Source organism: Streptomyces sp. NPDC060064, assembly GCF_042736455.1.
Taxonomy (GTDB): Bacteria; Actinomycetota; Actinomycetes; order Streptomycetales; family Streptomycetaceae; genus Streptomyces.
The window spans coordinates 25,507-37,714 of sequence record NZ_JBHWWF010000038.1 but is presented as its reverse complement, the minus strand read 5'-3'; the positions used below and the strand labels follow the sequence as shown (position 1 = coordinate 37,714).

Genomic DNA, 12,208 nt, shown 5'->3' with positions numbered 1-12,208 from the left:
CCTCAGAAATCGTCGACCTCAGAAATCGTCGATACGCCGCTCGGTCCCCACGGGGCCGCGCGGCGTATCGCGTTTCTACAGCAGGGACTTTGCCGCCGCCCGCTGCCGCTGCTTCGCCCACAGGTACTTCTGGAGCAGCAGCGTCAACGTCCCCGCCAGCACGATGCCCAGCAGATTCAGCAGCAGCTGCTCCGCGGAGCCCCACGCCTGCCGGTAGTCCTGGTAGCTGAACGCCACCGCCGCGTTCGCCGCCGCCGGGACCGTCGTGACCGAGATCGCCACGCCCACCAGCGCGCCCGACTTGGCCGACGTCAGCGACAGCATGCCCGCCGCGCCTGCCAGCACCGCGACGACGAACGAGAACCAGTCCGGGCGGTAGATGAAGTTCGTGTTGGGTCGTTCCGCCTGCAGCTTCGCCGCCTCGAAGAGGTTCACCCAGTCCATGAAGTAGCTGAAGGCCACTGTCACCAGCATCGCCACGGCGAAGCCCGCGATCAGTGCCAGGAGGGAGCGCCACGCCAGCCGCGGGGCGCGCTGGACCAGCGCCGTGCACAAGCCGGCCAGCGGGCCGAACTCCGGGCCCACCGCCATCGCGCCCACGATCAGGATCGCGTTGTCCAGCACCACACCGCACGCCGCGATCATCGTCGCCAGCGCCAGGAACGTGATGTACGTGAAGCTGAGCGTCGACTCCTCGTGCGTCGCGTCCGTCAGGTGCTCCCAGAGCACCGCGTCCGCACCCTCGCCCGGAGCCTCTTCCTCGGCCTTGTCCGCCCGCCTGGACAGTGACAGGTCGATGTTCTCGACGGCGATCGAGCCGGACTCGTCGATGCCGAGCGCCCGCAGTCCGTTGATCAGTTCGTCGCCCGCCTCCCGGGCCACGTCGCACAGCACCAGGTCCCCCTGGGGATTGCGGGCGGCGCCGGGAACGACCGCGAGGTGCGTCGTGCCGACCGTCCGCTCGATGAGCCGGACGACTTCGGCGGTCCGGTCGGCGGGGGTGATCAGGCGCAGATGCAGCACGCGCTGGGCTCCTCGGAGTCCTCAGAGTTTGCGGAGGGACAGGCGCTGGACCTTGTGGTCGGGGCCCTTGCGCAGCACCAGCGTGGCGCGGCCGCGCGTCGGTGCCACGTTCTCCAGCAGATTGGGCTTGTTGATGGTGCGCCACATCGTACGGGCGTAGTCCAGGGCCTCGTCCTCGGAGACCTGGGTGTACTTCCTGAAGTACGAGAAGGGGTTCTGGAACGCCGTCTCGCGCAGTTTGCGGAAGCGGTTGAGGTACCAGGTCTCGATGTCCTCGGGGCGCGCGTCGACGTACACGCTGAAGTCGAAGTAGTCGGCGAGGCCGACCCGGGTGCGGCCGTCCTGGCCGGGCAGGGCCGGCTGGAGGACATTGAGGCCCTCGACGATCAGGATGTCGGGGCGGCGGACGGTGAGGCGCTCGTCCGGCACGATGTCGTAGATCAGGTGGGAGTAGACCGGCGCGGTGACCTCTTCCTTGCCGGCCTTGATGTCGGCGACGAAACGGGTCAGGGCCCGGCGGTCGTACGACTCGGGGAAACCTTTCCGCGACATCAGGCCGCGCCGCTTGAGCTCCTCCATGGGGTAGAGGAAGCCGTCGGTGGTGACCAGCTCGACCCGCGGATGCTCCGGCCAGCGGGCCAGCATCGCCTGGAGGACACGGGCGACGGTGGACTTGCCGACCGCGACGGAGCCCGCGACTCCTATGACGAAGGGCGTGCCGTGCTGCTCGCCGTGGCCGTTGCCGGCGTCACCGAGGAAGGTGTTGAGCGCGCCGCGGAGACCGGCCGTGGCCTGTACGTACAGATTGAGCAGACGGGACAGCGGGAGGTAGACGTCCCGTACCTCGTCCAGGTCGATGACATCGCCCAGTCCGCGCAGCTTTTCGACTTCCTCGGCGGTGAGGGGGAGCGGGGTTCTGTCGCGCAGGGCGCTCCACTCCGCGCGGGTGAGGTCGACGTAGGGCGTCGACGCTGGTTCGGCCCGGCGGTGGGCGCTTCGTGGCGGCGAAGAGATCACCTGAACATTGTCGTGGCTAGGGCGGATCAGTGGGGGGTGGAGTCGGTCACGTGGGATCGGGGGCGTGGGATCAAGGACATCGCGGCGGAAACCAGGCCTCAAGTGTCAGTGCCATGACATAGCCTGCGTGCATTGGCCGCGCACCGCGCCTCAGGGGCGGCGCACGGGGGTGTCGTGCGGCCTTCTCTTGTCACCCGGCCATCACCGGGTTTCTTTCGTGGGGGTACACATCACTGTGCGTACGCGCAGCATCTCGACCGCGACGGCGCTCGCGGTCCTCTTCAGCTCGGCCGCGCTGGTCGCGGCTTCGGCGGGGTCGGCCGCGGCGGACTCCAGCAAAATCCTGTCGGTGAAGTCGGTCGGCGACCTCGTTGTGGACGGCGTCCACCAGCGGGTCTACGTCTCCGACCCGAGTGGCGGAAAGATCGTGGTCACGGACTACGAGGGCAGCGTCAAGGCGACGGTCACCGGGCTGCCCGGTGTCAGCGGCCTCGCCCTGTCCGCCGACTCCGGCCAGGTGTACGCGGCCGTCAAGGGCGACGACCGGATCGTCTCGGTGGAGACGCAGACATACACGCAGACGGCGAGCTACCAGCTGAACGGCGCCGATTCCCCGACCACTCTGGAGGCCGTGGACGGCCGTCTGTGGTTCGGCTACGGCGGGGGCCTCGGATCGCTCGACATCTCCGGCGCCGAGCCCGTCGTCAAGCTCGCGCAGAACGGGGGCGTCGGCTTCGGAACCGCGCCGCTCCTCGGCGCCGACCCGTCGGCGCCGGGCGTCCTGGTGGCGGGGTGGGGCAGCACGCTCGCCGTGTACGACGTCTCGGCCGACGGGGCCGCGCTGCGCGTCTCCGGCAGCATGGACACCGCCGTGAGGCAGCTGGATCTGACGCCCGACGGGCAGCAGGTGCTCACGTCCTGGGACGGCAGCGGCGTCGGGTACGGGCTCCCCGCGTACTCCACCTCCGACCTCAAGCAGGTCGGCAGGTACCCGACCGACGCCTACCCGAACGCCGTGGCCGTCGCGCCCGACGGCACCGTCGCGGGCGGCAGTTCCTCCTGGTACGAGCCCGACGTTCACATCCACCGGCCGGGCGACCCCGCGCCGACGCGTGAGTACGAGTTCCCCAACACCGGCAACAGCAGCGGCGGCGACACCCTGGTCGACGGCGCGCTGGCCTGGGCGCCGGACCGCAGCCGGGTGTTCGCGGTGTCGGAGAACAGCTACGGCACGTTCAGCCTGCGCGCGCTGACCGACCCCACCAAGGAGCTCCCCACCCTGAAGGTGTCGGCTCCCGCCAAGGGCACCCGGGGCACGAAGCTCACCGTCACCGGGAAGCTGACCTCGAAGTCGGCGCCCCCGGTGGGCGAATCCCTCAAGGTGACCCGTACGGACATCGAGTCCCCGAACGGCAAGGCGCTGCCCTCCGTCACAACGAAGTCCGACGGCAGCTTCTCCTTCACGGACACGCCGTCCGCCGGCGGCAAGGCCACCTACAAGGTCACGTACGCGGGTGACGCGACGCACGCCGCGGCGACCTCGTCCGCCTCGGTGGACATCGCCCGGGCCGTGAGCTCCCTCACCCTGAACCGCAACGGCGGCGTCCACGCGTACGGCGCCGACGTGTCCTTCACCGCCCGCCTCGGCACCACGTACAAGAACCGTGTCGTCGAGATCTGGTCCGACCCCTACGGCGACACACCGAAGAGGCTCATCAAGAAGGGCACGGTCAACTCCGGCGGCAACCTGTCGGTCACCGTGGACATGACCCGCGACACCACCGTCACCGCCGTCTTCGCGGGCGACGCCCGCTACGCGCCGAAGACAGTGAAGTCGACCGCGTACGCCAGGGTGAACGTCTCCACCTCCGTCTCCAAGCACTACAAGACGGGCAGGATCGGCTCCACGACCTACTACTACTTCCACAAGAAGACCGCACCGGTCTTCACCACGACGATGAGCTACTACAAGGGTCGCAAGCAGCTGTTCCAGCTCCAGGTGTACTACCAGGGCAAGTGGCAGGCCGCGGGCTCCCAGTACTTCGCCCTGGGCACCAACGGGAAGTCCGCCGTCAGCCTCGAGGCACCGGGCGAGTCCGGCATCCGCGCCCGGATGCGCTCCTCCTACATCGACGGCTCCTCCGGCGACAGCGCGAACTACACGACCCACGGGGCCTGGAAGTACATCTACTTCTCCAACTAGACCCGGCGACGCCCACTCGGCAGGAGAGCGGCCCCCGCGCGCGTGCGGGGGCCGCTCCGGCTGACGCCATGTCCCGGAATCCGGGTGTGCCGCCGTAGGCTGCCGACATGTGCGGAATCGTGGGGTACGTCGGCGGACAGTCGGCGCTTGATGTGGTCATCGCGGGCCTCAAGCGGCTCGAGTACCGGGGCTACGACTCGGCCGGTGTGGCGGTACTCGCCGACGGCGGTCTCGCCGCGGCGAAGAAGGCGGGCAAGCTCGTCAATCTGGAGAAGGAGCTGGTGGACCGGCCGCTTCCGAGCGGGTTCACCGGCATCGGGCACACCCGGTGGGCCACGCACGGCGGCCCGACCGACACCAATGCCCATCCCCATCTGGACAATGCGGGGCGCGTCGCCGTTGTGCACAACGGCATCATCGAGAACTTCGCCGCTCTGCGGGCCGAGTTGGAGACGCGCGGCCACGAGCTGACGTCGGAGACCGACACCGAGGTCGTGGCACATCTGCTCGCCGAGTCCTTCTCGTCGTGCGGGGACCTGGCGGAGTCCATGCGCCAGGTGTGCCGACAGCTGGAGGGCGCCTTCACGCTGGTCGCGGTGCACGCGGACGAGCCGGACGTGGTGGTGGGCGCCCGGCGCAACTCCCCGCTGGTGGTGGGTGTCGGCGAGGGCGAGTCCTTCCTCGCCTCCGATGTGGCCGCCTTCATCGCGCATACGCGGTCCGCCATCGAGCTGGGCCAGGACCAGGTGGTGGAGCTGCGTCGGGACGGCGTGACGGTGACGGACTTCGACGGGGCGCCCGCTCAGGTGCGGTCGTACCACGTGGACTGGGACGTCTCGGCAGCGGAGAAGGGGGGATACGACTACTTCATGCTCAAGGAGATCGCCGAGCAGCCGAAGGCGGTCGCCGACACCCTGCTCGGCCGGATCGACGCGGAGGGCTCGCTCAGCCTCGACGAGGTGCGGATTCCGGTGTCCGTGCTGCGGGAGGCCGACAAGGTCGTCATCGTCGCCTGCGGCACCGCCTTCCACGCCGGGATGATCGCCAAGTACGCCATCGAGCACTGGACGCGCATCCCGTGCGAGGTCGAGCTGGCCAGCGAGTTCCGCTACCGGGACCCGATTTTGGACCAGCGGACGCTGGTGATCGCGATCTCGCAGTCCGGCGAGACCATGGACACCCTGATGGCGCTGCGGCACGCGCGCGAGCAGGGCGCGAAGGTGCTGGCCATCTGCAATACGAACGGCTCGACGATCCCGCGGGAGTCGGACGCCGTGCTGTACACGCACGCGGGGCCCGAGGTCGCCGTCGCGTCGACCAAGGCGTTTCTGACGCAGCTGGTGGCCTGCTATCTGGTGGCGCTGTATCTGGGGCAGGTGCGCGGCACCAAATGGGGTGACGAAATCCGGGCCGTCGTCCGGGACTTGGCCCAGATCTCCGGCGAGGTCGAGCGGGTCCTGGAGACCATGGAGCCGGTGCGGGCGCTGGCGCGTTCGCTCGCGGACAAGAACACCGTGCTGTTCCTGGGCCGGCATGTGGGCTATCCGGTGGCGCTGGAGGGCGCGCTGAAGCTCAAGGAGCTGGCGTACATGCACGCGGAGGGGTTCGCGGCGGGTGAGCTCAAGCACGGGCCGATCGCGCTGATCGAGGAGGATCTGCCGGTGGTGGTCGTCGTGCCGTCGCCGCGCGGACGCTCCGTACTGCACGACAAAATCGTCTCGAACATCCAGGAGATCCGGGCACGCGGAGCGCGGACGATCGTGATCGCGGAGGAGGGGGACGAGACGGTCGTGCCGTACGCGGACCATCTCATCCGGATCCCGGCGACACCGACGCTGCTGCAGCCGCTGGTCGCGACCGTGCCGCTGCAGGTCTTCGCGTGCGAACTGGCGACGGCGCGCGGCAACGAGGTCGACCAGCCGAGGAATCTCGCGAAGTCGGTGACAGTGGAGTGATCATCGGGGTGGGGATCGACGTTGCCGAGATCGAGCGCTTCGCCGCGTCGATGCGGCGTACACCGGGGATGGCCGGACGAGTGTTCCTGGACCGGGAGTTGTTGCTGCCGAGCGGTGAACAGCGCGGCTACGCCTCTTTGGCGGCACGGTTCGCCGCCAAGGAGGCGGTCGCCAAGGCGCTCGGCGCGCCCGGCGGGCTGCACTGGACGGACGCCGAGGTGTACGTCGAGGACAGCGGGCAGCCGCGGCTGCGGGTGCGCGGGACGGTCGCGGCACGGGCGGCGGAACTCGGTGTGCGGTCGTGGCATGTCTCGCTGAGCCATGACGCGGGAGTGGCGTCGGCCGTGGTGATCGCGGAGGGTTGACCGTATGCGTACCGCTTACAGCGTGGAGACCGTACGGGCCGCCGAGGCCGAGCTGATGGCGCGGCTGCCGGAAGGCGCGCTCATGCAGCGCGCGGCCGCCGGACTGGCCGCCGCCTGCGCCGCTCTGCTGGGCCGGGTGTACGGGGCGCGGGTCGTCCTGCTCGTCGGGAGCGGGGACAACGGCGGCGACGCGCTGTACGCGGGGGCCCGGCTGGCCCGCCGCGGGGCCGGGGTCGCGGCGGTGCTGCTGGGGGCCCGCGCACACGAGGGCGGCCTCGCGGCCCTCCTCGGCGCCGGCGGACGGGTCGCGGACGACCCCTTCGAGGTACTGGCCGTCGCGGACCTGGTCATGGACGGCGTCACCGGGATCGGTGGGCGCGGCGGGCTGCGTCCCGACACGGTGCCGGTGGTGCGGGCGGCGCGCGGGTCCAACGCCGCCGTGGTCGCCGTCGACCTGCCGAGCGGCGTCGAGGCGGACACCGGTGAGGTGCGGGGCGAGGCCCTGCACGCGGATGCGACGGTGACCTTCGGTACGTACAAACCGGGGCTGCTCATCGACCCGGCGCGGGAGTACGCAGGGACGGTGCGGCTCGTCGGCATCGGGCTCGAGGACCATCTGCCGTCCGTGCCCGATCTCGAGGCGCTCCAACACGAGGATGTGGCATGGCTGTTGCCGGCGCCGGCCGCGAAGAGCGACAAGTACCGGCGGGGTGTCGTCGGTGTCGTCGCCGGGTCCGCGCGCTATCCGGGCGCGGCGGTGCTCTCGGTGGCGGGTGCGCTGCGCGGCGGATCCGGGGCCGTGCGGTATGTCGGGCCCGCGGCCGACGCGGTGATCGCCCGCTTCCCGGAGACCCTGGTGCACAGGGGGCCGCCCGCGAAGGCGGGACGGGTCCAGGCGTGGGTCGTCGGGCCGGGGATCGGTGACGACGCCGACGTGGTGGGCGAAGTCCTGGACTCCGACGTCCCCGTGCTGGTCGACGCGGACGGGCTGCGGCTGCTGGACGCGGCGGCGGTACGGGACCGCGGCGCGCCCACGCTGCTGACCCCGCACGCCGGGGAGGCGGCCGCGCTGCTCGGCGTGGCGCGCGAGGAGGTGGAGTCGGCGCGGCTGGCCTCCGTACGGGAGCTGGCCTCGCGCTATGGAGCGACGGTGCTGCTCAAGGGCTCGACGACACTGGTTGCCGCGCCGGACGACGGCCGATCCCCGGTCCGGGTCAATCCGATGGGCACGCCATGGCTGGCCACGGCAGGCAGCGGCGATGTGCTCTCCGGCCTCGCCGGCTCGCTGATGGCCGCGGGGCTCGACGCGCGGGACGCGGGGTCGGCCGCCGCGTATCTGCACGGGCTGGCTGCCCGCCATGCGGCGTCCCGGGGCACGCCGATCACGGCGTACGAGGTGGCGGCGGCGCTCCCGGCCGCCTGGCGCGACGTGCACGACTGACGGGCGGGCGTGATGGGGGCGTGATGCGGGCGTGGCGCGCCGGTGTGACACGACTGCCCGACGCGCCTGCCTGACGCGCCTGTGTGACGCAGCCGCCGCTGGTTGCGCCCCTGGTGGTACGAGTGTTGTCGTACGGCTCTGAGACACTGGGCGCGATGAGCACGACACTGCCCCTCCGAGCCCGCGCCGAGATCGACCTCGCGGCCCTGCGCGCCAATGTGCGCGCGCTGCGCGCCCGCGCGCCCCGCGCTGCCCTGATGGCCGTGGTGAAGTCGGACGCGTACGGACACGGCATGGTGCCCTGCGCCAGGGCGGCGCTGGAGGCCGGCGCCACCTGGCTCGGCACCGCCACGCCCCATGAGGCCCTCGCGCTGCGCGCCGCCGGCATCCAAGGGCGGGTGATGTGCTGGCTGTGGACGCCGGGCGACCCCTGGCGCGAAGGCGTCGAGGCCGATCTCGACATGTCGGTGAGCGCCCTGTGGGCGCTGCGCGAAGTCACCGCGGCGGCCCGGGAGGCCGGGCGTACGGCCCGTATCCAGCTCAAGGCCGACACCGGCCTGGGGCGCAATGGCTGTCAGCCCGCCGACTGGCCCGAGCTGGTCGCGGCCGCGCTCGCCGCCGAGGCCGAGGGCACCGTCAAGGTCACCGGTCTCTGGTCGCACTTCGCCTGCGCCGACGAGCCGGGACACCCGTCGATCGCCGCGCAACTGGACGTGTTCCGCGAGGTGGTGGCGTACGCCGAGAAGGCGGGCCTCGAGCCCGAGGTCCGGCACATGGCCAACTCCCCGGCGACACTGACCGTCCCGGAAGCGCACTTCGATCTCGTTCGGACCGGCATCGCGATGTACGGCGTCTCGCCCAGCCCCGAGCTGGGCACGCCCGCGGACCTCGGGCTGCGGCCCGTGATGACGCTCGCCGCGTCCGTGGCGCTGGTCAAGCAGGTACCGGCCGGGCACGGCGTCAGCTACGGGCATCACTACGTCACGACGCGCGAGACGACGCTCGGCCTGATTCCCCTCGGTTACGCGGACGGCATTCCGCGCCATGCCTCGGGCCGCGGCCCGGTGCTGGTCGGCGGCGAGTGGCACCGGGTCGCGGGCCGGGTGGCGATGGACCAGTTCGTGGTCGACCTCGGCCCGGACGGCGGCTCGGTCGCGGAAGGGGCACAAGCGCTGCTGTTCGGACCGGGCGACCGGGGCGAGCCGACCGCCGAGGACTGGGCGGAGGCGGCGGACACCATCGCATACGAGATCGTCACCCGCATCGGAACGAGGGTTCCGCGCGTCTATCTGAACGAGGACTCCGACGAGTAGGAGCGGCACGGTGAGCGAGAGCAGCACGGGGGACGCCGTGGCGGCCGCGGCGACGGCTGCCACGACGGGCAACTGGCGCCGGGCGGGCATCGCCGGCGCCGCGATAGGTGTGATCGCGGCCGGTGCGGCGGCGGGCGTGGCGATCGAGCGGATGACAGTCGGCCGCGGTATGCGCCAGAAGGCGCGGCTGGCGCTGGACGCGTCCGGGCCGTACGGCTCACTGCGCGGCCTGCCGGGCAAGGCGCTCGCCGACGACGGCACGGAGCTCTACTACGAGGCCGACGAGGTGGACCCGGAGGCGGGCGGCCCGCGCCGGCGCCGGCTCTTCGGCCGCAAGGCGCCGGCGCCGGTCACCGTGATCTTCAGCCATGGCTACTGTCTGAGCCAGGACTCCTGGCACTTCCAGCGGGCCGCGCTGCGCGGTCTGGTGCGTACGGTCCACTGGGACCAGCGCAGCCACGGTCGTTCGGCCCGCGGCGCGGCGCAGGCCGGCCCGGACGGCGTGCCGGTCTCCATCGACCAGCTGGGCCGCGACCTCAAGGCGGTCATCGACGCGGCCGCGCCCGAGGGCCCGTTGGTACTGGTCGGCCACTCCATGGGCGGCATGACGATCATGGCGCTCGCCGACCACTTTCCTGAGCTGGTACGGGAGCGGGTCGTCGGCGTCGCCTTCGTCGGCACCTCGTGCGGAAAGCTCGGCGAGGTCAACTACGGGCTGCCGGTCGCGGGCGTGAACGTGGTACGGCGGGTGCTGCCCGGTGTGCTCAAGGCCCTCGGCTCGCAGGCCGAACTGGTCGAGCGGGGCCGCCGGGCCACCGCCGATCTCTTCGCCGGCCTCATCAAGCGGTACTCCTTCTCGTCCAAGGACGTGGACCCGGCGGTGGCGCGGTTCGCGGAGCGGCTCATCGAGTCGACCCCGATCGATGTGGTCGCGGAGTTCTATCCGGCGTTCGTGGAGCACGACAAGGCCGAGGCGCTCGCCGTCTTCCTCGAGGTGCCGGTGCTGGTCCTGGCCGGTGACAAGGACCTGGTCACGCCGAGCTCGCACAGCGAGGCGATCGCGGACCTGCTGCCGGACTCGGAGCTGGTGATCGTGCCGGACGGCGGGCATCTGGTGATGCTGGAGCACCCGGAGGTCGTCACCGACCGGCTTGCGGACCTGCTGGCCCGGGTCGGGGCGGTTCCGGCAGCGGCTAACGTTGGCCCGTATGGAAGCACCGCACAGCCCGGCGGCTGAGACCACCGCCGCCATCACCGCCAACGTCACCGTCACCGCCCGCCTTGCCGTTGAATCGCCCGAGCAGATGCAGGAGCTGGGGCGCAGGCTCGCGAAACTGCTGCGCCCCGGCGATCTGGTGATGCTCACGGGTGAGCTCGGGGCGGGCAAGACGACGCTGACCCGCGGTCTGGGGGAGGGCCTCGGGGTCCGTGGCGCCGTCACGTCCCCGACCTTCGTCATCTCGCGAGTCCACCCCTCGCTGACCGGCGGCCCGGCCCTGGTCCATGTGGACGCGTACCGGCTGGGTGGCGGCCTCGACGAGATGGAGGACCTCGATCTCGATGTCTCGCTGCCGGAGTCGGTGGTGGTCGTGGAGTGGGGCGACGGCAAGGTCGAGGACCTCACGGAGGACCGGCTGCATGTGCTGATCCACCGGGTCGTGGGCGACACGGACGACGACCGCCGCGAGGTCACCCTGACCGGGTACGGCGCGCGCTGGGCCCAGGTGGATCCGGCTCTCCTGGCCGGCTGACGCCCCGCCGGGCTGAGCCCGAAAGGTTGGTCGTTCCGACAAGACGTCGGCAAAGTGTTGCGCGGGCCCTGCCGCGCGTGGTCACATGGTAAGGAGACCTGGTTAGGTCTACCTAACCACGCCTGCTCCCGGAGACCCAGGAGGCGTCCATGCCGGCATCCGAGCGCGAATCGCTGCCACGGCAGCAGTCGGCACAGCCGGCGACGCTGAAGCCGTCGGCCCTGTCGATGAGTGATCTGCTGGCGTCGTGCGCGGCGGCCAGCGCGGTCTCCACACCGCCCCGTGAGGAACGCCTCGCCGAGGAGCGTGCCCCGCGCCGCGACGCGGCGTAATTCATACGGGCGATATTCGTCAGGGCTGCGAGAGCTTCGGGACGACCCGTCGGGTCCGCGCGATTTCGGGGAGCTACGGGAGCCCGGGGTAGCCGTGGGAGCTGGAGAACGACGGCTGGGGAACGACGGCCGGCTGGGGAACGACGGCTAGGGAACGACGACGACCCTCGTGCCGATCGCCGCGAACTTCCACAGCGCGTCGCCGTCCGCCCGCTTCATCCGTACACCGCCGGTCTTCTTCTCCGGGTCCGGGCTCGCCATCGACCCGTCCCGCGCCGCGCTGAAACCGATCGGCACACCGCCGACGCTCGCGAACCGCACCACATGCTCGATCGGCACCCCGTCCGAGCCGGGCACCGTCCCCGACCGCGAGGTCACCGGGTACACACCGGGCTGCGGGCTCACCGTCGACGGCATGACCTGGAAGGTCCGCCTCAGCTGCGCCTTCTCGCCCACCAGCCACACCCGCCGGTCGCCCAGCGAGTACACGACGCGCACGCCCACGCCCGACTTCGCCGGCACCGTCAGCGGGTTCCTGGGCTTCTGCTTGGGGCCGCCGGAGGCCTGCGCGGACGGGACCGCACTCGGGTTGCTCGGCTTGCCCGGACGGTCGGGAGCGGTTGCCGACGCCTGGTAGGCGAGGAAGCCGACGACGGCCAGAGCGGCCGCTGTGAGCCCGGCCACCAGTCCCGAGCTGCTCCGTGCCACCGTGCCGGCCCACCTTTCGTACGTACGTATCCGTGGTGACGTTAGCAGCAGGCACCCTGTCCGACGGGGCACCGTGCCCGGTCTCCGGAGCCGTAGGCTG

The 12,208-nt window shown here is 71.2% G+C and carries 11 protein-coding genes; 8 read left to right on the top strand and 3 right to left on the bottom strand.

What is annotated here, in order from left to right:
* Nucleotides 1-75: 75 nt before the first annotated feature.
* Complete coding sequence (locus ACFWDI_RS33460; protein ID WP_385309863.1) at nucleotides 76-1,023, bottom strand: DUF389 domain-containing protein; 948 nt, start codon at nucleotides 1,021-1,023, stop codon at nucleotides 76-78.
* Nucleotides 1,024-1,044: 21 nt separating this feature from the next.
* Complete coding sequence (gene coaA, locus ACFWDI_RS33455; RefSeq protein WP_385309861.1) at nucleotides 1,045-2,040, bottom strand: type I pantothenate kinase; 996 nt, start codon at nucleotides 2,038-2,040, stop codon at nucleotides 1,045-1,047.
* Nucleotides 2,041-2,275: 235 nt separating this feature from the next.
* Between coaA and ACFWDI_RS33450 the strand changes: the two genes are divergently transcribed.
* The 8 genes from ACFWDI_RS33450 (at nucleotide 2,276) to ACFWDI_RS33415 (ending at nucleotide 11,400) form a co-directional block, all read left to right on the top strand.
* Entirely contained in the window at nucleotides 2,276-4,243 is a 1,968-nt protein-coding gene (locus ACFWDI_RS33450) for an Ig-like domain repeat protein (protein WP_385309860.1), read from the top strand.
* Between the two features lie 107 nt (nucleotides 4,244-4,350).
* Nucleotides 4,351-6,198 carry a glutamine--fructose-6-phosphate transaminase (isomerizing) gene (glmS, locus tag ACFWDI_RS33445; protein ID WP_327325502.1) on the top strand — a complete coding sequence of 616 codons (1,848 nt, stop codon included), beginning with the start codon at nucleotides 4,351-4,353 and terminating at the stop codon, nucleotides 6,196-6,198.
* A complete protein-coding gene (locus ACFWDI_RS33440) occupies nucleotides 6,195-6,563 on the top strand; it encodes a holo-ACP synthase (protein ID WP_327325503.1) in 369 nt (122 codons plus the stop codon). Before glmS ends, ACFWDI_RS33440 begins: the two co-directional genes overlap by 4 nt.
* Nucleotides 6,564-6,567: 4 nt before the next feature.
* Complete coding sequence (locus tag ACFWDI_RS33435; protein WP_385309858.1) at nucleotides 6,568-8,004, top strand: NAD(P)H-hydrate dehydratase; 1,437 nt, start codon at nucleotides 6,568-6,570, stop codon at nucleotides 8,002-8,004.
* A 155-nt stretch (nucleotides 8,005-8,159) separates the two neighbouring features.
* Nucleotides 8,160-9,317, top strand: coding sequence for an alanine racemase (alr, locus tag ACFWDI_RS33430; protein WP_385309856.1), 1,158 nt, complete (start codon nucleotides 8,160-8,162; stop codon nucleotides 9,315-9,317).
* A gap of 10 nt (nucleotides 9,318-9,327) precedes the next feature.
* Nucleotides 9,328-10,554, top strand: a complete 1,227-nt coding sequence (locus ACFWDI_RS33425; protein ID WP_385309854.1) for an alpha/beta fold hydrolase — start codon at nucleotides 9,328-9,330, stop codon at nucleotides 10,552-10,554.
* Complete coding sequence (gene tsaE / locus ACFWDI_RS33420; protein ID WP_385309852.1) at nucleotides 10,526-11,068, top strand: tRNA (adenosine(37)-N6)-threonylcarbamoyltransferase complex ATPase subunit type 1 TsaE; 543 nt, start codon at nucleotides 10,526-10,528, stop codon at nucleotides 11,066-11,068. The genes ACFWDI_RS33425 and tsaE overlap by 29 nt, the downstream gene beginning before the upstream one ends.
* A 149-nt stretch (nucleotides 11,069-11,217) precedes the next feature.
* Complete coding sequence (locus tag ACFWDI_RS33415) at nucleotides 11,218-11,400, top strand: hypothetical protein (RefSeq protein WP_327325508.1); 183 nt, start codon at nucleotides 11,218-11,220, stop codon at nucleotides 11,398-11,400.
* Between the two features lie 147 nt (nucleotides 11,401-11,547).
* On the opposite strand, the gene ACFWDI_RS33410 is transcribed toward ACFWDI_RS33415, so the two are convergent.
* On the bottom strand, nucleotides 11,548-12,108 hold the full coding sequence (locus ACFWDI_RS33410; RefSeq protein ID WP_385309850.1) for a L,D-transpeptidase: 561 nt from the start codon (nucleotides 12,106-12,108) through the stop codon (nucleotides 11,548-11,550).
* Between the last annotated feature and the right edge of the window lie 100 nt (nucleotides 12,109-12,208).

Coding starts and splice junctions, on each gene's coding strand:
- alr (WP_385309856.1), top strand. CDS start 8,160: ATGAGCACGACACTGCCCCTCCGAGCCCGCGCCGAGATCGACCTCGCG.
- ACFWDI_RS33435 (WP_385309858.1), top strand. CDS start 6,568: ATGCGTACCGCTTACAGCGTGGAGACCGTACGGGCCGCCGAGGCCGAG.
- ACFWDI_RS33415 (WP_327325508.1), top strand. CDS start 11,218: ATGCCGGCATCCGAGCGCGAATCGCTGCCACGGCAGCAGTCGGCACAG.
- glmS (WP_327325502.1), top strand. CDS start 4,351: ATGTGCGGAATCGTGGGGTACGTCGGCGGACAGTCGGCGCTTGATGTG.
- tsaE (WP_385309852.1), top strand. CDS start 10,526: ATGGAAGCACCGCACAGCCCGGCGGCTGAGACCACCGCCGCCATCACC.